The organism is Actinomyces oris, assembly GCF_001937665.1.
GTDB classification, from domain to species: domain Bacteria; phylum Actinomycetota; class Actinomycetes; order Actinomycetales; family Actinomycetaceae; genus Actinomyces; species Actinomyces stomatis.
The window spans coordinates 22,687-40,834 of the sequence record NZ_MSKL01000004.1; the positions used below are offsets into that span (position 1 = coordinate 22,687).

An 18,148-nucleotide genomic window follows, 5' to 3' on the forward strand; every position below is an offset into this window, starting at 1 on the left:
GAGGTGTCAGCCCGCCTGCTGCGTGGATGCCCCGCGTCAGGACTGGTTGAAGTCGGTCGTCGTCAGCTTCCCGTCGCGCAGCTTGGAGAAGAAGTCCGGAGCGGTCGTGTCCTGCAGCAGCACCGTCTCGCCAATATCGGCGTCCTCGGGGGCGTAGGCGGTGTCCTCAATGGGCGGTGCGCCGGTCAGGCCACTGCCGGAGGCGGATCGGAAGGCCAGGACCATCTGGGCGATGCTCATGGTGCCTGCGCTCTGATCCACCGTGAGGGCATTCGTGCCGGCGTCGACCAGGGCGTCCTGCCGGGAGAAGGAGAATGCGGTGGACGGCGCGGCCGCCTTGGAGACCACCGCGGAGATGACGGCACGCTGGCGCTGGCCACGCCCGACATCGCCAGTCGGGTCCGACTTGCGCATCCGGGAGTAGGCCAGTGCCTTCGACCCGTCCACCGTCTGACACTTGCCGTGGGAGGTGTCCCAGACCAGGCCCGAGTCCTCGTCGGCGACGTCGTAGTCCAGGCAGACATCGACCCCGCCGACGGCGTCGACCATCTGGGACACCCCGGTCATGCCGACCTCCACGTAGTGGTCCACGGTCAGCCCGGAGAGCTTCTCCACGGTCTGGACCAACAGCTTGGGACCGCCGAAGGAGTAGGCGGCGTTGATCTTGTTCTCCCCGTACTCGGGGATGTCCACGAAGGTGTCACGCGGCAGGGAGGTCAGGCTCGTCTGCCCGTTCTCCGCCTTGTGCAGCAGCATGATGGAGTCGGCGCGCGCCCCCTCTGTCTCGTCCTGGACGGCGCCTCCGCGCGCGTCGGACCCCACGATGAGCCAGGTCTCGCCCGGAGTGTCGGCCGCCCCGGACAGGGCGTCGACGCGGTGGAGCTGGGAGGAGACGTCGTTCCACAGCCAGGCGACCCGGGCTGCGATCAGTGCCAGGACGACGACGATGACGGCGACCGTCCAGCCCACGATCCGGCGCCATCTCGGACGGAATCGCTTCGGCTGGCGCGGCTGCTCGGGCTTGAGAGCCGGTTCACCCGGAACCGGCTCTCGTGGGGACTGTGGGCCCGGGGACCCTACGGGGTAGGTGCCGCGTCGCACGGGCATCGCCCGTGTGCGCTCAGGCCCGGACGCGGCACTGCCTTCGGCGGCATCCGACTCCAAGGGGATCGCACTCGACCCGGCCCGGGCGTGACTGCCTCGCTGAGACGGGGTGGTGGAGCGACGGGGCTGGACCGAGGGCGGCTGCTGGCCCTCTCGCTCAGAGGCGGACTGAGGCGAGGCCGGCTTGTCGCTGTCCTGACGGCCCAGGACTGAGTGCCGCTGGGGTTGTCGGGCAGCTGTCGATGACGGGCGGCGCGGGGAGCCGCCGGCGACATCAGTGGGCTGGGCAACGGACTCGCCATCGGGTGCCTCCCCGCGCTCGCGGCTGCGCTGGTTGACAGCATCAATGGGGCGCTGCCGACGTGGAGGCCTGCCTCCGCCGGAGCCAGGCGTGATCGAGGGCGGGAGTGAGTCGTCTGTCGGAGTCACACCGATGATTCTGCCTCAGGCGGGGCAGGCTGGGGTGGTCGGTTTCGCGGCGGGTTGCTGCTGGGGAGCACTCGCCTTCGGGGTCTGGGACGCAGGAGCCTGCGTCGGGGCGGCCTTGGTGGGCTCGGAGGTCTCGGAGGACTCATCAGTGTTCTCCGAGGCGGAGTCATCCGCGGCGGCGCTCGAGTCCGACGAGGCCGGAGCCGAGGTGTCGGAGGGGACCGGCTTGTCCTCCTCGAGGGCCTTCCAGACCTTCTTGGCGCCCTCTGTGGGGACCACTTGGTTCGGGTCGTCTGCGGGCTCGTGCGGCATGGTGATGAAGTTGATCTTGTCGATGCCGACGCCCTGGATGGAGTAGGCCAGGCCCGACAGGTTACCGATCTGACCGATGCGCTCAGAGGTGGTGAGCGTCTCGAGGGTGTTGGTCAGGAAGCCGGACTGCGTGATGAGGTTGGAGGACAGCGCCTTGGAGGCCATGGCCCTCATGAGGTTCTGCTGACGTGCGATACGGGAGATGTCCGAGCCGTCACTCACCCCGTGTCGGACACGGGCGTACTGCAGGGCGTTCTCGCCGTTCAGCTTCTGGCAGCCCTCATCGAGCTTGAAACCGGTGTACTCGGAGTCATCGATGGCCTCATCCACCTGCACGTGAACGCCTCCGAGGGAGTCGACCACCTTGGACAGGCCGGCGAAGTCGACGACGACGAAGTCGTCAATGCGGACGTGCGTCATCTTCTCCACGGTCTTGAGGGTGCAGGCCGCTCCGGAGGCCACGGCCTTCTTGTTGTCACTGCTGCTGCCGGCTCCGTTGGCGAAGGCCTTGTTGAACTGCTCGTCCTCATCGGCGGGGACCTTGTTGCCATCGAGAGTCGTGCACTCGGGGATGTCGACCAGGGTGTCGCGGGGGATGGATACGGCGTCGACGCGCTTGCGGTCAGCCGAGATGTGCATGACCAGCGCCGTGTCGGAGCGGGCCACGGAGACCTCGTCATCGCCCTGTGATCCGTCGACGTTGTTGTTCCCCGCACGGGAGTCGGTGCCCAGAATCAGGAGGTTGACGGCTCGACCCTCGTAGCTGTCCGGCGGCTTGGTGCCGGGCCGGTCCTCCTCGGAGAGCAGGCTGTCGATGTCGAACCACTTAATGCGTGACTGGATGTTGTGCCACGCGAAGCCCGCGGCGGAGACGACGAAGATCGTCACTGCGAGCAGGCTGAACCCTGCTCGGCGGGCCAGGCGGCGTCCGAGTTCTTTGGAGGAGTGCCGCGCGCGCGGCTTACTGAACTGAGGCACGGAAGCGATCATAGGGAATGAGAGGGGAGAACCATATGGGGCTTCCTACACCTGTTACATGAGATTTACCCAATGGGGGGTGAAGCCTCTCACACGGGTAACAGGGCTAGGCTCTCTCCGTGACCAGTGTTGCGAAACCCATGCCGACCAGTACCTCGGCCACTGCCCTCAGTGCTTCGGATCAGGTAGAGGAGCGCTTGGGGGCTCAGGCCGCCGCCCCGACTACGGGAAGGGGCGACGTGGAGGCGAATGGTGATATCAGCCAACCGAGCGGGCGATCGGACTCGGGTCCCTCCGGTGCGTCAGCGCCCGGCGCTCCCGACGAGCAGAGCGTGCGAGTGGTGACGGTCGCCTTCAACCCAGGTGAGGAGCTGGAGCGTTTCCTGGCCTCCCTGGCCACAGCGACGGCTCGTCGGCTCGTCGTCGTCATCGCGGACAACGGCACCGAGCACGACATCGTCACTGCCGCCGCTCAGCGCCACGGGGCGCGCGTCGTCGGGGACGGCACCAACCTCGGTTACGGGGCGGGCGCCAACCTCGCAGCCGCGGGGCTGGAGGAGGACTGGATCGTGGTGGCCAATCCCGATCTCGTCTGGAGGCCCGGGAGCCTGGACGCCCTCATCGATGCGGGCCTGGCCAACCCGGCGGCCGGCTGCCTGGGGCCCCTCCTACTCAATCCCGACGGCACCGTCTACCCCTCCGGGCGTGCCCTGCCCTCCCTGGTCAAGGGCGCCGGACACGCCGTCCTGGGCAGAATCTGGCCGACCAACCCCTTCTCCGCCGCCTATCACAACACAGTCGGACAGGGGGCTTCTGACCGGACCCGAACAGTGGGCTGGCTCTCCGGGGCCTGCCTGCTTCTGCCCGCCTCCGCCTGGAGGCGCCTGAAGGGCTTCGATGACGACTACTTCATGTTCTTCGAGGACGTGGACCTGGGGGAGCGGGTCGGACGAGCCGGATGGCTCAACATGCAGGTGCTCGACTCCGTCGTCATCCATGAGCAGGGGGCCAGCTGGAAGGCGCGCCCCGAGAAGATGATCCGGGCGCATCACGCCTCTGCCCGGCACTACCTCTACGGCGTCTATGACTCCCCATGGCAGGCGCCAGTGCGCTGGCTGCTCTCCGGCGGGCTGCGTCTGCGTGAAGAGCTCGAGGTCCGCGCCTCCCGGCGCTGAGGGGAGGGCGCTCGGCGCCTGCCGGACGCCTTGTGCTCAGTCGTGAGTCGCAGTGGTGAGTCGTGCGGCAGCAGGTGGTTCGGGCGCGTTGTCCAGGGCGATGCGCCGGGCCAGGTGCGTGATCTGCCGCTCTCTGGCGCTGTTGCGTCGGAAGGAGGAGAGGATCTGCGCCAGGAAGGCGATGACCAGGGCGTACAGCAGGAAGTCAGTGCCTCGCCCGACTCCCATCCGGTGCGCGATCGAGCTCATCACCCAGGGGAAGGTGATGTTGAAGATGGCGAAGGCCACGAAGGCCAGGGTGACCAGCCTTCGGGCAGCCATGTGACGGGCCCCGCCGGGGGTGCGCAGCATCATCCAGCCGACGGCGATCACGGCCAGGATCAGGGCGGCCTGGATGTAGAACTGGTGGTTCGTGATCGGAGTGACCTGGGCGGCGAACTGATGAATCATGGGCTGTGCCTTCCGTGTCGGGCTCAGGAGAAGAGCAGGTCGACCAGAATGTTGACCGAGTTCCACAGGGACTGGCCCTTGGAGCGGGAGTAGTCGGTGTAGACGATGTGCACCGGGAACTCGCGCCAGGGCATGCCGGTGGCGCCGATCTTGCGAATGATCTCGCTGGCGTGCGCCATCCGGTTCTGTTTGAGGTCGAGCTGCGCCAGGACGTCGCGGCGGATCACCCGCAGACCGTTGTGGGCATCGGTCAGGCGCATGCCGGAGGTGTGCGAGCTGACGGCCGCCGCCGTGCGCAGGACGACTCGCTTGAGCCAACCCACCGGCGAGGGCCCCTCGAGGAAGCGTGAGCCGAGGACGACGGCGAGATCCTCATCGCGCGCCGCCGCGACCATGGCGGCGGCGTCCGTGGTGGAGTGCTGGCCGTCGGCGTCGAAAGTGACGATGTAGTCGGCATTCGTCTTCTCCAGGACGTAGGAGAAGCCCGTCTGCAGCGCGGCGCCCTGGCCGAGGTTGACCGGGTGACGCACGACCACGGCCCCCGCGGCGGCCGCCTCCTGGGCCGAGCCGTCCTTGGAGCCGTCGTCGACGACAACGACGTAGGGGAAGATCTTGCGAGCCTGGGAGATGACCTCGCGCACGACGGTTGCTTCGTTGTACAAGGGAATGACGAGCCAGGTGTCGGTGACCGGGGGCACCGGGGTGGGCCCCCCGGTCTGCGGTGCGTTGGAGGTAGTCACTACTGCATTCTTGCACGCGATGAGGGGGTGTCATCCCTCTTGCGGCAGGCGGGGGCGGTCGCTGTTGGTGGGGTAGGTCTCGTTCGGGGCGTGCCCAGGCGTCGTCTCGGGAGGAGGAGTCCCCTAGGATGGGGCAGGTCGTGCAGCGCCCGCCGCCCCCGGCGACCGGAGCGGCACGGCCTCCGGCAGCCACCAGGTTGACCGGACTCTTTCGATCGTCAGGGCGGTCCGAGCCGCCCGCACAGGAGTCGCCGTGGCCACCCGCATCGCCCCGTCCGCCGATGTCTCCGAGGACGCCGTCCTCGGAGAGGGCACCAGCATCTGGCACCTCGCACAGGTCCGTGAGCACGCCGTCCTCGGGCGGGACTGCATCGTCGGGCGTGGCGCCTACATCGGTGAGGGCGTCGTCATGGGGGACAGCTGCAAGGTGCAGAACTACGCCCTCGTCTACGAACCGACCCGCCTGGCCGACGGGGTGTTCATCGGTCCAGCGGTCACGCTGACCAACGATCACTTCCCCCGGGCCGTCAACCCCGACGGCTCACTCAAGTCCGCCGCCGACTGGGAGCCCGTAGGAGTCACCATCGACGAGGGCGCATCGATCGGCGCCCGCGCCGTGTGCGTCGCCCCGGTGCGTATCGGGGCCTGGGCCACAGTGGCCGCAGGCGCCGTGGTCACCAAGGACGTTCCCGCCCACGCCCTGGTCGCCGGGGTTCCCGCCCGCCGCATCGGCTGGGTCGGGCGCGCCGGCGAGCCCCTCACCCCTGCCGACCCCGGCCCCGACGGAGCCCCGCGCTGGCGCTGCCCCGTCACCGGGACCCTGTACGAGCAGGTCGATACCGAGCCCGGTTCCGGGGCCGGTACGCAGTCCAGCTCCGAATCCATCACCATCCGAGAGGTCACCCACTGATGTCACGCGAGTTCATCCCAGCAGCCAAGCCGATCATCGGACAGGAGGAGCGCGACGCCGTCGACGCCGTCCTCGCCTCGGGCATGGTCGTCCAGGGGCCCCAGGTCAAGGCCTTCGAGGAGGAGTTCTCCGCCCAGGTCGTCGACGGCGTCCACTGCGTGGCCGTCAACTCCGGCACCTCGGCCCAGCACGTGGCCACGCTGGCCACTGAGCTCCAGGAGCGCGCCGGAGAGGCCCCGGAGGTCATCGTCCCCTCCTTCACCTTCGCCGCCACCGGCAACTCGGTGGCCATCAGTGGCGCCGTGCCGGTCTTCGCCGACATCGACCCGGTGACCTTCACCCTCGACCCCGCCAGCGTCGAGGCCTCCATCACTGAGCGCACGGCAGCCATCGAGGTGGTCCACCTCTACGGCCTGCCCGCCAACATGCCTGAGATCCTCGCCATCGCCGAGCGTCACGGCCTGGCCGTCTTCGAGGACTGCGCCCAGGCGCACGGCGCCGCCATCGACGGTAAGCCGGTGGGTGCTTTCGGGGCCTGGGGCTCCTTCTCCTTCTACCCCACCAAGAACATGACCAGCCTTGAGGGCGGCATGATCACCACGGCCGACGCCGAGCTGGCCCGCCGCTGCCGGCTCATCCGCAACCAGGGCATGGAGCAGCAGTACGCCAACGAGCTGGTGGGCCTCAACAACCGCATGACGGACGTGGCCGCCGCCGTCGGCCGCGTCCAGCTGACCAAGCTGGCCGGCTGGACCGCTGCTCGCCAGGCCAATGCCGAGCGCCTCAACGAGCTGCTGACGGGCGTCGACGGCGTCGTCACCCCCCTCGTTCCCGAGGGCTACACGCACGTCTACCACCAGTACACGATCCGCCTCGAGGGGGCCACGGGCACCGAGCGCGACGCCGTCCAGGCCGCCCTGCGCGAGGAGTGGCAGGTCGGCAGCGGCGTCTACTACCCGATTCCCAACCACCGCCTGGCCTCCCTGGCCCACTACGCCGAGGGCCTCGAGCTGCCCGGAACCGAGAAGGCCGCCCGTGAGTGCCTCTCCCTGCCGGTGCACCCCTCCCTGAGCGAGGCGGACCTGGAGCGCATCGGCCAGGCCGTGGCCGCCACCGTGAAGGCAGGTGCCTGACATGAGTGAGAACGGCGCTCTCGACGGCCAGGCCACGATGACCGCGTTGCCCGAGGTCCACCACCTGTCCGACAAGGGCACAGCGGACAACCCGCTGCGCGTGGGCCTCATCGGCCTGGGCTCCATGGGACGTCACCATGCCCGGGTCATCCGCGCCACCGAGGGCATGGAGCTCGTGGCTGTGGCCGATCCCGGCGGGGACCGCTTCGGCGTCGCCGGTGAGCTGGCGGTCCTGCCTGATGTCCACGCCCTCATCGACGCCGGACTGGACGCCGCCATGGTGGCCGTCCCCACCGTCTACCACGAGGACGTCGCCCTGGCCCTGGCCGAGGCCGGCGTGCACACCATGGTGGAGAAGCCCATCGCCCACGACGCCGCCGCAGGCCGCCGCGTGGCCGCCGCCTTCGCCGAGCGGGGGCTGGTGGGCGCCGTCGGCTACGTCGAGCGCTGCAACCCCGCCCTGCGGGCCCTGCGCGAGCGTCTCGACGCCGGCGAGCTCGGCGAGGTCTACCAGGTCCTCACCCGCCGCCAGGGCCCCTTCCCGGCCCGTATCAGCGACGTCGGTGTCGTCAAGGACCTGGCCACCCACGACATCGACCTGACCGCCTGGGTCGCCGGCGCCCGCTACACCTCCGTGGCCGCGCAGGTCACGCACCGCTCCGGGCGCCAGACCGAGGACATGATGGTGGCCACCGGCCTGCTGGAGGGCGGCATCATCGTCAGCCACCAGGTCAACTGGCTCACCCCCTTCAAGGAGCGCGTCACAATCGTCACCGGGGAGAAGGGATCCTTCGTGGCGGACACCCTCACCGGGGACCTCACCTTCCACGCCAACGGCACCGTGGCCTCCACCTGGGACCAGGTCGCCGCCTTCCGGGGGGTCAGCGAGGGCGACGTGATCCGCTACGCGATCCCCAAGCGCGAGCCGCTGGCCCTGGAGCAGGAGAACTTCCGCGACGCCGTGCGCGGCGTGGCCCAGCGCCACGTCACCATGGCCGAGGGCGTGGCCACGCTCGACGTCGTCGAGGCGGTGCTGACCTCGGCGAGCGAGAACCGGACGGTCGAGCTCTGAACCGGTCAGTCGCCTCGAGCGGACCCGTGGCGGGAGTGCTTGCCCGGGTCCGCTCGGTCATGGAGTCCTCCCCGTTCCTGCGCCATGTCCTGACACTGGTCAGCGGGACGGCCACCGCCCAGGCCATCGTCTTCGGCATGACGATGGTCCTCACCCGCATCTTCTCCGACGCGGACCTCGGCCAGCTCGCGCGCTACACCTCGGTGGTCTCGATCATCACGGCTGTGGCGGCGCTGCGCTACGACATGACGATCATGCTGCCCAAGAAGGACGCCTGGGCCCTGGCCTGCGCCCGCCTGGGAATGGTGTGCATCGTGGTGGTCTCGGTCGTCACGAGCGTCGTGGCCTTCCTCCTCAAACCGCTGATCACCCGGCAGTGGGGAGCCGATATCGCCGTTTGGATGCCGCTGCTGGGCGTGACCACGCTGCTGCTGTCGACGGTTCAGCTCCTCCAGTACTGGTACAACCGCCAGTCGGACTACCGGACGATCTCGATCAACCGGATCGAGCAGCAGGTCGGGCAGTCCCTCGGCCAGCTCGTCCTGGGGGCGGCGGGGATGGTCAGTGTCGGGGGCCTGCTGATCGGTCAGACGATCGGGCAGCTCTGGGCCTTCGTCAACCTGGGGCGCAAGGCCAAGCCGCTGCACCGGCCGCTGCCGCCGGAGGCTCCCAGTCTGCGGCAGGTCGCCCGCCGCTACCGGCGCATGCCCCTGCTCAACGGCCTCAACGCCTTCGTCGACGCCGTGCGGCTCAACGGCATCAACCTGCTCGTGGGCTCCTACTCGGTGGCCAGTCTGGGCCAGTTCAACCTGGCGTGGCGCTGCCTGGAGGTTCCGATGGCCCTCATCAACGCCGCCGTGGGCCAGGTCTTCTTCCACAAGCTCGCCACGCTGCAGCCCGGACAGATGCGCCCGCTGGTGCGTCAGGTCATCAAACGGGTCCTCATGATCGGGTCCGTTCCCTTCGCCCTGCTCTTCGTCGTCTCGCCGTGGCTCTTCCCCCTGCTCTTCGGCAGCCAGTGGGTCGAGTCGGGCGGCTTCGCTCGAGCGCTGACACCCTGGCTGTTCATTCTGCTGGTCACCTCGCCGCTGTCCAACCTCTTCGTCGTCACGGAGAACCAGGACTGGATGCTGATCTTCTCGGTGGTCTATGCCGCCGTCCCGCTGGCCTGGCTCTGGTTCAGCCCGTACTCGCTGCTGACGACCACCTACATCCTGGGTGCCATCATGTGCGTCATCCTCGTGGGACAGATCCTCATGGCCGACGCCGCAGCCCGCGGCTTCGACTCGCGCCCCCCGGCCTCGGAGGCCAATGAGGGGCACTACGAGGCCGCAGGCGAGCCTGAGCCCTCCGCCTCCGTACCCGCCGATCCTCACGATGAGGAGCAGTGACGTGCACGTCGTCCTCACTCCCTCGTGGTACCCGGACCGGTCCCGCCCCCACAACGGTTCCTTCTTCCGTGACCAGGCGCGCATGCTTCAGCGCGGCGGGATGCGAGTGGGCGTCATCGCCTTGGAGCCGGTCTCCTTCTGGCAGGCGCGCCGGGAGCTGACGGCGGATGTCGAGGAGGGGATCGTCGTCGTGCGCGGCACGGTGCCCACGATCCCCAAGGGAGCGCTGCCCGGGGACCGGATGGCGGCTCGCGCCGTAGCGGCCCGAGCGGTGCGGCTCTATGAGGAGACGATCCGCAGTCTGCCTGAGCCTTCCGGCAGTGGCGGGGCACAGGCGGCCCCTGACGTCGTTCACGCCCACTCGGTGTTCACCGGTATTCACGTCGGCCGCTATGCCGCCGAGCACTGGGGCGCCGGACTGGCCATCACCGAGCACCGCCCCAGCTCGACGGACCGCAGCGTCCACGGATGGCGGTACCGGGCCCTGCGGCGCGATCTGAGGCATGCCGGAGGACGGGCCGTCGTCTCCACCCCCTTCGCCGAGGCCCTGCGGGACTACTGGCGGCTCGGGGAGTGGAGGAGCATCGCCCTGCCGGTCAACGACGACGTCTTCGACGTCTCCAGGCCCGCCGACCAGGACCGCCAGGGCGACAACGCCAGAGCCCTGACTGTCTGCCATGTCTCCCACCTGGGGCGTAACAAGCGCCCCGAGGAGACCATCCGCGCTGTCGCCCGCCTGGCACGCGCCGATCTCGCCGCCGGGCGCGAGCCCACGCGACTGCTCCTCGTCGGAGGGGAGGATCACGAGATCGAGGCCCTCAGAGAGCTGGCCCGGGCCGAGGGCATTGAGCAGACCTCCACCTTCACCGGCCGAGTGCCCCACGACGAGGTCAGCGGACTCATGGCCGCCAGCGACGTCTTCGTCCTGGCCAGCGAGGTCGAGGCCGGGGGCACCGTCCTGGCCGAGGCGCAGGCCCTGGGGCTCGCCTGCGTGGCCACGCCCACCTGGGCGGGACGCTTCATGGTCGAGCCCGAGACCGGCCTCGTCCTGCCCGCTGAGGCCCAGGCCGACGACGACGCCCTCGTCGCCGCCCTGACCGAGGCCCTCACCCAGGTGACCGACGCGATCCGCGCCGGGGGCTACTGCCCTGAGACCATCCGGGCCCGCGCTCGCCGGCGCTTCGGGGAGGAGACCTTCGTCAAGGCCTGCCGAGAGCTCTACGAGCAGGCGTGCGGTGAGATCAGCGGGAGCGCCGGGAGTACTCAGTGACGGCGGTCTCGTAGGCGCGGCCGTAGGCGCGCGCCACCTCGCTGGGGGAGAAGGCCCGCGGCAGCGTGTCCTGGATGTCTCGCGCCGTCAGACCCTCGCAGCGCTGCATGACGTCGACGACCGCACCGGCCCACGTCGCCGGGTCGTCCTGACTGACGATCTCGGTCACCGAGGGATCCAGGAAGCTGGTGTGCGCTCCCCGATCACTGGTGACCACCGGCCGGCCTGCGGCAACGGCCTCGGCGGCGCCCAGGAAGAAGGTCTCCGCGAGCGTGGGGACGAGGAAGAGATCACTGTCGGCCAGGATCTGCTGAACCTGATCGCCCGGGAGCTGACCTGTCAGCTCCAGGTCGACGCCCAGGCGCTCAGCGAGATCGGCGCAGTGATCAGCCAGCGGCCCGCCACCCACCCAGGTCAGCCGGGCCGGCACCCCCTGCTCGGCCAGCGCCGCGACCACCTCGACGGCCAGGTCGGGGCGCTTGCGCTCGATGAGCCCCCCGATGCCGACGATCCGCAGCGTGTCGCGCCCCACCTCGATGCTGCGGCGCGGCGCCGGCTCCTCAGGCATGGTGACCTCATTGGGGACCGTCAGGATCTCGCCGTTGGGGCGGTAGGCCCGCAGGTCGGCGGCGAGCTGGTCGGAGACGGTGGTGACGACGTCGGGCCTGCGCTCCAGACGCAGAACCACCTGAGCGCCCGCCCGCGCCAGGGAACCGAGCTCAGCACCGCGCTGGGCGATCCCCGACCAGTGCTCCGTGTGGAGCCACGGCTGGCGGGGCCGACCCAGGGCGTAGGGCAGGAGGGTGGAGACCGCGTGGGTGTGGACGACGTCGCTGCCCCGAGTCAGGGCCGCCAGCTCCCGTCTGGCTGCGAGCAGCTCATGGGGCCGCGACAGCGTCATGGGCAGGCGGACGACGGGCAGACCCATCACTCGATCGTGCCGCACGCCGTCGTCGACGGAGGTCGAGGCGAGGTGGACGACGCGAATGTCGTGGCCGGCTGCCGCCATGGAGGCGGCGTGGCGTGCCACGAAGACCCCGAGACCGGGGGAGCGGCCCGTGGGGAACCAGGTGGTGACGATGGTGACGCGCATGATGCTGCTGAAGGAGCCGGTGCTGAGGCGATCAGCCGGGCAGGTGGTCAGTGAGGGCCTGAACCACTCGGCTCGCGGCGTTGCCGTCCCCGTAGGGGTGGGCATCGGCCTCGGCGGGCTCGGTCGGCCTCGGACGGGAGGCGGCGCTCACCAGGGCCTGACCGGGCTCGACCAGGACGTTCCATCCCAGGTTGACGGTCTCCACCCACTCGGTCTGGGGACGCACCGTGGTGCACGGCACGCGCAGTAGGAAGGCCTCCTTCTGCAGACCGCCGGAGTCGGTGACCACGCCGCGTGCGTGCAGGGTCGAGGCGACGAGCTCGGGGTAGGCCAGAGGCGGGTGCATCCGCAGGTTGCCGGAGTCCCCCAGGGCGATGCCGTGCTCGTCGCACTTGGCCACCAGACGCGGGTGCGCCAGGAGGACCACGGGGTGATCGACCGCCGCCAGTGAATCCAGGATGGAGCGCAGTCGCTCGCGGTCGTCGGTGTTCTCCGCCCGGTGGATGGTGGCCAGCGAGTAGCCGCCCTCGGGCAGGTCCAGCTCGGTCATGACAGGGGAGGGCTCATCGATGACGGAGTCGCGCACCGAGAACAGGATGTCGGTCATCACGTCGCCCACGACGACGGTCCGCTCGGCCAGCCCCTCGTCGGCCAGGTGAGCGGCCCCCACCTCGGTCGGTGCCAGCAGCAGGTCGGCGGCGTGGTCGGTCAGGATCCGGTTGATCTCCTCGGGCATGGCCCGGTTGAAGGACCGCAGGCCCGCCTCCAGGTGGGCGATGGGCACGTGGAGCTTGACGGCGGACAGGGCCCCGGCCAGCGTGGAGTTCGTGTCCCCGTAGACCAGGACCCAGTCGGGGCGGTGGGTCTCGATGGTCTCGTCCATGGCTGCGAGCATCGTTCCGGTCTGCACCCCGTGCGATCCTGAGCCGACTCCCAGGTGGACGTCCGGGGCCGAGATCCCCAGGTCGCTGAAGAAGACGTCGGAGAGCATCGGGTCGTAGTGCTGCCCAGTGTGAACAATCACATGGTCGATGCCGGCCTCTCGGAAAGCGGCGTCGATCGGGGCTAGCTTGACGAACTGGGGCCGGGCGCCCACTACTGACATGACACGCATGGCCGAGACTCTACCGTGACTCCGCAGGCTCCGGTGCCACCGGAGACCAACGCATCAAGCGCGGGGGCGTCTTTTCGTACGGTCGTGAATATCGCTGAGGCGGCGCTGAAAGGGCTGTGTCTAGTCGGCTGCGCGCCCCGGTTGGTCACCGCCACCGTGAGGATCCTGCCCGCCGTTGTCGTGGCATAACTGTGATCGGCCAATGGTACTATCATTCGCGCTCGAGTCTGTCTGCCTGGTGCGGCCGCGCCTGGTTCCTGAGATACCCCCTAAAGGAGGCGAGGCACCGTATGGCTGCGATCGTCTACCACGCCCCATTTCCCCTGGATCGGGAGGCGTCGTCGGCTTCCGGTATCCGACCTGTGCGCATGCTCGACGCCTTCCGGGACCTCGGTTACACCGTTCTGGACGTCACCGGCTCGGCGCGGGAGCGATCCCGCCGCCTGCGGGCCCTGAGGGACCGTCTTCAGGGCGGGGAGCGCATTGACTTCCTCTACTCCGAGTGCGCGACCATCCCCACCATGCTGACCGAGCCGCGTCACCTCCCGCCCCACCCCTTCGTGGACCCGGCGCTCATGCGGCTGATGCACCGGCACGGTGTGCCCACATCCCTGTTCTACCGGGACATCTACTGGGCGTTCCCGGACTATCGCGAACGAGTCGGAACCGCGCTGGCCACGGCCATGGGCTGCGTCTACCGCTACGACCTCGCCTGGTACTCCCGCTACATCGACCGCCTCTACCTGCCCTCGATGCGTATGGGCGCCCACGTCCCCGGGTTCCCCGAGGAGCGCATGGCCCCGCTGCCCCCGGGCTGCGAGATCGTTGATGAGGCGCCCTCCTCCCACGCCGACGGCGAGCTCAACCTGCTCTACATCGGTGGGCTGGGCGGCCACTACCGGCTCCAGGAGTGCCTGCGCGCCATCCTCGACGTCCCCGGCACCAGCCTGACCATCTGCACCCGTCCCGACCAGTGGGAGGCGGCCGGCGACCAGTACGCCGACCTGGTGGACGCCGCCGGCGGTAGGATCGAGGTCGTTCACCGTTCCGGAGAGGAGCTCTCCGCCCTCTACGAGCGCGCGGACCTCTGCGTCCTGTTCGTTGAGCCCGACCCGTATCGGGAGTTCGCCTCCCCGGTCAAGCTTTACGAGTACCTCGGACGCGGCAAACCGGTCATCGCCTCCCAGGGGACCCTGGCCGCCGAGGTCGTGGGCGCCGCCGGTGCCGGTTGGACCCTTCCCTACGATGCCGGCGAGCTCTCCGGGCTGCTGCGCGGACTCCTTGAGCGCCCCCAAGAGGTCGCCGAGGCCGCCGGTCGTGCCCGAGAGGCTCGGCAGGAGCACACCTGGCTCAGTCGGGCTCGCACGGTCGCCAAGGACATGGAGGCGATTCGGGCCGGTGAGCTCGCCCCGGCCCGCACGCTGCGAGCAGGAGGAATCCGATGAGTGCACGAGGCTTCGTCAAAGCGTCGCTGGGCGCTCTGATCCTCGGCGGCACGGTGGCTGCGCTGGCGAAGGGGGTGACGTCTCGTCGGTGCGCCCGATCCGGTCGACCGGGCGGCGTCCTGGTGGCCACCCGCATCCACCTGCCCGAGGCCGCTGCCGCCTCCTTCCGGCTCGACAGCGTGGAGAAGGCGCTCGTGGCTGACGGGGTGGCGGTGCGGGTCCTCACCAGCCGGGCCCCGGCCGACGCGCCGCAGGGCGACCCCGATCCTGACGGGGTCCGGGTCTCCCGCTGGCCGGTCCTGCGGGACTCCTCGGGCTACCTGCGCGGCTACGTGCCCTATCTCTCCTTCGATCTGCCCCTGGCTCTGAGGCTGCTGACGGCCTCTCGTCCGGAGGCGATCCTCGTGGAACCGCCCCCAACGACCGGTGCGGTCGTTCGGGTGGTGGCGGCCCTGCGCAGGATCCCCTACGTGTGGTACGCCGCGGACGTCTGGTCGGCGGCCGCCGCCTCCACCGGTGCCGCCGACATCGTCGTCCGGGTCGTCAAGATGCTCGAGGCCTTCGCCGTCGGCGGGGCCGCGCGAGTCATCGCCGTCAATGACGGGGTCGCCCAGTCCGTCGCCGAGCTCGTGAACGCGGCAGAGGACGATGACGCCTGGACGCAGCGGATACGGGTCGTGCCCAACGGGATCGACACCGCTGTCTTCGACGCCCACGGTCCGACTCCCTCTGAGCAGGATCGCGCTCGGATCGGGCTGAGCGGGCCGTACTTCGTCTACGCCGGAACGGCGTCGGAGTGGCAGGGAGCCGACGTCTTCGTCCACGCCCTGGCCCAGGTGCGACGCACTCATCCGAAGGCCCAGCTGCTCTTCCTGGGCCGGGGGACGGCCTGGGAGGAGATCACTCAAGCCGCCTCCCAGCTGCCCGCGGGGGCCGACGGCGCTCCGGCCGTCATCATGCACCCGGCCGTGCCGGCGGCCGAGGCCGCCGTATGGCAGCGGGGCGCCGCGGCGGCCCTGGTGTCGATCAAGCCCGGACAGGGCTACGACTTCGCCTACCCCACCAAGGTCCTCTCCGCCCTGGGGTGCGGCACACCGGTGCTCTTCGCCGGTCGCGGGCCGGTGTCCGCGGACGTGCAGGACTTCGACCTGGGATGGGCGGCCGAGCACGACGCGGCGGCGGTCGCCGAGGCCATGCGCACGGCGCTGGACGTCTACGACGCCGAGATCGCCTCGGGCGCGAGGCCCGCGACGGCGCAGCGCTTCCACGACTGGGTCGAGGACCATCGCTCGCTGCGTGCCACAGGGCAGTCCGCCGCCCACATTGTGCAGGAGGCCGCCGTCGGGGCCGCTGACGGCAGCAAGAAGAATGCTGAGTTCAATGACGTACGTCGAGTGAGTGAGGAACAACGTTGGTGACCAACAGCCTGGTCGACTGGTTCAACACCCTGCCAACCGCGCTCCTGCTTCTGTCTGCGCTCTTCGGGGTCGGGTGGCTCGTGCTGCGCGCCGCCGGGATGAGAGGGATCCGCCCCGTGGCGCTGGCCCCGACCATCAGCGCCCTCATCCTGACGGCCGACGGGCTCTTCCAGGCCGCCGTCGGCAAGCCCTGGGGCTGGATCCCCGTCATGGTGACGACTGCGATCCTGGCTCTTGTCGCCTCCACGACGAAGCGTCTCATCGACCGCTGGGACCCGGGGATCCTCCTCATGCCCGAGGATCAGCGGGAGGGTATGACCATGCGCACCGATGGCGGACGCGCCGAGCGCAGGCTCTTCCTGACGGTCCTGGTGTTCTGGGCCGTCACCGCACTGCCCGTCATTCTCACGATCCCGCCGAACGCCGTCTCCCAGAGCGGTGACGCCCTCTACCACTACATGCAGGTCGCCATCATCGAGCGCGAGGACTACGCCTCGATGTTCAACCCGAACGCCGGCATGTTCGGGTTGACGAGCCACGCGGGCTTCTACCCGATCGTGTGGCACCAGGTCGCCAGCCTGGGCGCGTGGAGCTGGCGTGAGACGCTCATCGCCAACAACGTCCTGCTGCTGGCCGTGGCGCTGGTGTGGTACCTCGGCCTGGTCTACCTGGCGCGTACCGCGCTGCCGAAGGTCCGCCAGGCCCCCTACCTGGCGCTGGCCGCCTCGCTTCTGGCCCCGGTGTTCCCCTGGCGGCTCACCTACGGTGCCGCGTTGTGGCCCTACTGCATGGCGGTGGCCACCTGCCCGGCCGTCATCGCCATGTCCATCGAGTGCTGGCGCCGAGCCCGCACCCTCCTGGTGGTGGCCGCCCGCGAGCAGAACACGTCAGAACGGGGCGCACGGGCGCGTGCGGCTATGGCACTGAGCGCCATCATCCCCTTCTTCGTCGGGTCCTGCCTCATCCACACCTCGGCGGCTGCGATGCTCCTGTGGCCGCTGTTCGGCATCGTCCTGTGCTACGCGGTGCGCTCGGGGATCAGGAGCTGGCGCGCCGGACGCCGCCCCCTGGCTGCGGCCTGGTGGATCGGTGCCCTCCTGGCGGTGGTCGTACTCGTCGCCTTCGTCTTCCTGCCCGGTCCTCAGCAGCACCACTTCGGCAGGTACACCGAGCTGGACTGGAGCAACCCCGCCACCAAGCTCCTCATCCCCATCGCCCTGAACTACTTCGGAGGATGGGCCACCGAGTGGATTGAGCTGCCGTTGACGGTCCTGAGTCTCCTGGGCGCCGCGATCTGCCTGTGGCGGCGGCGCAACTGGGAGCTGGTGGTGGGCTGGATCCTGAGCATGTCCCTCATCCTGGCCGCCATCGCCCCGATCCCGGTGCTCTCATCGATCACCGGCCTGTTCTACCGCAACCCGCACCGGCTCAAGGCGATGACCGCCGTCCTGGCCGTACTCCTCGTCGTCGTCGCCTTGGACGCTCTGCGCACATGGCTGGCCCCGGTGGTCCGTCGGGTCCGCTCCGGCTTCAACGGCGCCTTCGCCCGCGTTGGACTCTCCGACCCGACGATCTCGGTGGTGAACCGGGTGGTGGCCGCCTGTATCGTCCTCGTCCTGTGCGCGCCGGCCATGGTGGTCGGGAGCCACGCCATCGCCTCCGACGTGCGTGAGGGCTACCTGCCGGTGCACGGCGACACCCGCTTCATCGCGGACAAGGCCGAGCTCGACATGATCCGCCGGCTGCCCGAGGAGCTGCCGGACAACGCCGTCGTCATCGGTGACCCGGTGGCTGGAACGGGATACATTCCCATCCTCACCGGTATGCGCAGCGTGTGGGTCTTCCCCGGCCAGGCGGCCGACGACGCGGACGGGATCTACTTGCGCGAGCACTTCAAGCAGATCCGCACCGACCCCCACGTGTGCGAGATCCTTCAGCAGCACGGGATCCGCTACTTCTACGCGGACAAGGACATCCGCTTCAACAACTCCCAGCTCAGCAAGATCCGGCCCGGGCTGTACGGGGTCGACACCTCCAGCGGGTTCACCCTCATCGACAGCGGTGGCTCGGCCTCGCTGTGGCGTATCGACATCTGCGGCTGACGGCCACGGCCG

At 69.5% G+C, this 18,148-nt stretch carries 15 protein-coding genes; 9 read left to right on the forward strand and 6 right to left on the reverse strand.

Going from position 1 to position 18,148, the window contains the following annotated elements; translation table 11 throughout:
* Positions 1-36 precede the first annotated feature (36 nt).
* Both BKH28_RS00935 and BKH28_RS00940 read right to left on the reverse strand, forming a co-directional pair.
* A complete protein-coding gene (locus BKH28_RS00935; protein ID WP_256695409.1) occupies positions 37-1,533 on the reverse strand; it encodes an LCP family protein in 1,497 nt (498 codons plus the stop codon).
* Between the two features lie 15 nt (positions 1,534-1,548).
* On the reverse strand, positions 1,549-2,823 hold the full coding sequence (locus BKH28_RS00940) for an LCP family protein (protein WP_075417138.1): 1,275 nt from the start codon (positions 2,821-2,823) through the stop codon (positions 1,549-1,551).
* A gap of 119 nt (positions 2,824-2,942) precedes the next feature.
* Between BKH28_RS00940 and BKH28_RS00945 the strand changes: the two genes are divergently transcribed.
* Positions 2,943-3,998 carry a glycosyltransferase family 2 protein gene (locus BKH28_RS00945; RefSeq protein ID WP_256695410.1) on the forward strand — a complete coding sequence of 352 codons (1,056 nt, stop codon included), beginning with the start codon at positions 2,943-2,945 and terminating at the stop codon, positions 3,996-3,998.
* 36 nt (positions 3,999-4,034) lie between these two features.
* On the opposite strand, the gene BKH28_RS00950 is transcribed toward BKH28_RS00945, so the two are convergent.
* Both BKH28_RS00950 and BKH28_RS00955 read right to left on the reverse strand, forming a co-directional pair.
* Entirely contained in the window at positions 4,035-4,448 is a 414-nt protein-coding gene (locus BKH28_RS00950; protein ID WP_075417074.1) for a DUF2304 domain-containing protein, read from the reverse strand.
* Between the two features lie 23 nt (positions 4,449-4,471).
* On the reverse strand, positions 4,472-5,188 hold the full coding sequence (locus BKH28_RS00955) for a glycosyltransferase family 2 protein (RefSeq protein ID WP_075417075.1): 717 nt from the start codon (positions 5,186-5,188) through the stop codon (positions 4,472-4,474).
* Between the two features lie 253 nt (positions 5,189-5,441).
* On the opposite strand from BKH28_RS00955, the gene BKH28_RS00960 reads away from it, so the two are divergent.
* The 5 genes from BKH28_RS00960 to BKH28_RS00980 are packed head-to-tail and all read left to right on the forward strand — an operon-like array spanning position 5,442 to position 10,964.
* A complete protein-coding gene (locus BKH28_RS00960; RefSeq protein ID WP_075417076.1) occupies positions 5,442-6,098 on the forward strand; it encodes an acyltransferase in 657 nt (218 codons plus the stop codon).
* Positions 6,098-7,231 (forward strand): DegT/DnrJ/EryC1/StrS family aminotransferase, encoded by a 1,134-nt coding sequence (locus BKH28_RS00965; RefSeq protein WP_075417077.1) that lies wholly within the window; start codon positions 6,098-6,100, stop codon positions 7,229-7,231. The genes BKH28_RS00960 and BKH28_RS00965 overlap by 1 nt, the downstream gene beginning before the upstream one ends.
* A gap of 1 nt (position 7,232) precedes the next feature.
* Complete coding sequence (locus BKH28_RS00970) at positions 7,233-8,303, forward strand: Gfo/Idh/MocA family protein (protein WP_075417078.1); 1,071 nt, start codon at positions 7,233-7,235, stop codon at positions 8,301-8,303.
* A 26-nt stretch (positions 8,304-8,329) separates the two neighbouring features.
* Positions 8,330-9,694 carry a lipopolysaccharide biosynthesis protein gene (locus BKH28_RS00975; RefSeq protein WP_075417079.1) on the forward strand — a complete coding sequence of 455 codons (1,365 nt, stop codon included), beginning with the start codon at positions 8,330-8,332 and terminating at the stop codon, positions 9,692-9,694.
* A 1-nt stretch (position 9,695) separates the two neighbouring features.
* Positions 9,696-10,964, forward strand: coding sequence for a glycosyltransferase (locus BKH28_RS00980; protein ID WP_256695411.1), 1,269 nt, complete (start codon positions 9,696-9,698; stop codon positions 10,962-10,964).
* On the opposite strand, the gene BKH28_RS00985 is transcribed toward BKH28_RS00980, so the two are convergent.
* Positions 10,936-12,162, reverse strand: a complete 1,227-nt coding sequence (locus BKH28_RS00985; protein ID WP_256695412.1) for a glycosyltransferase family 4 protein — start codon at positions 12,160-12,162, stop codon at positions 10,936-10,938. The genes BKH28_RS00980 and BKH28_RS00985 overlap by 29 nt on opposite strands.
* On the reverse strand, positions 12,089-13,171 hold the full coding sequence (gene wecB, locus BKH28_RS00990; protein ID WP_075417082.1) for a non-hydrolyzing UDP-N-acetylglucosamine 2-epimerase: 1,083 nt from the start codon (positions 13,169-13,171) through the stop codon (positions 12,089-12,091). Before wecB ends, BKH28_RS00985 begins: the two co-directional genes overlap by 74 nt.
* 290 nt (positions 13,172-13,461) lie before the next feature.
* Here wecB and BKH28_RS00995 point away from each other — a divergent pair, with 290 nt between their 5' ends.
* From BKH28_RS00995 to BKH28_RS01005, 3 genes are read left to right on the forward strand one after another with little or no spacing between them, the layout of a single operon-like run.
* On the forward strand, positions 13,462-14,616 hold the full coding sequence (locus BKH28_RS00995) for a glycosyltransferase (protein WP_075417083.1): 1,155 nt from the start codon (positions 13,462-13,464) through the stop codon (positions 14,614-14,616).
* Complete coding sequence (locus BKH28_RS01000) at positions 14,613-16,034, forward strand: glycosyltransferase (protein ID WP_075417084.1); 1,422 nt, start codon at positions 14,613-14,615, stop codon at positions 16,032-16,034. Before BKH28_RS00995 ends, BKH28_RS01000 begins: the two co-directional genes overlap by 4 nt.
* Positions 16,031-18,136 carry a DUF6541 family protein gene (locus BKH28_RS01005; protein ID WP_075417085.1) on the forward strand — a complete coding sequence of 702 codons (2,106 nt, stop codon included), beginning with the start codon at positions 16,031-16,033 and terminating at the stop codon, positions 18,134-18,136. The genes BKH28_RS01000 and BKH28_RS01005 overlap by 4 nt, the downstream gene beginning before the upstream one ends.
* Positions 18,137-18,148 lie beyond the last annotated feature (12 nt).

What these genes read in the sequence shown, in the direction of transcription:
- BKH28_RS00995 (WP_075417083.1), top strand. Translation starts at nt 13,462, where the DNA reads ATGGCTGCGATCGTCTACCACGCCCCATTTCCCCTGGATCGGGAGGCG.
- BKH28_RS00950 (WP_075417074.1), bottom strand. Translation starts at nt 4,448, where the DNA reads ATGATTCATCAGTTCGCCGCCCAGGTCACTCCGATCACGAACCACCAG.
- BKH28_RS00985 (WP_256695412.1), bottom strand. Translation starts at nt 12,162, where the DNA reads ATGCCCACCCCTACGGGGACGGCAACGCCGCGAGCCGAGTGGTTCAGG.
- BKH28_RS00970 (WP_075417078.1), top strand. Translation starts at nt 7,233, where the DNA reads ATGAGTGAGAACGGCGCTCTCGACGGCCAGGCCACGATGACCGCGTTG.
- BKH28_RS01000 (WP_075417084.1), top strand. Translation starts at nt 14,613, where the DNA reads ATGAGTGCACGAGGCTTCGTCAAAGCGTCGCTGGGCGCTCTGATCCTC.
- BKH28_RS00965 (WP_075417077.1), top strand. Translation starts at nt 6,098, where the DNA reads ATGTCACGCGAGTTCATCCCAGCAGCCAAGCCGATCATCGGACAGGAG.
- wecB (WP_075417082.1), bottom strand. Translation starts at nt 13,171, where the DNA reads ATGCGTGTCATGTCAGTAGTGGGCGCCCGGCCCCAGTTCGTCAAGCTA.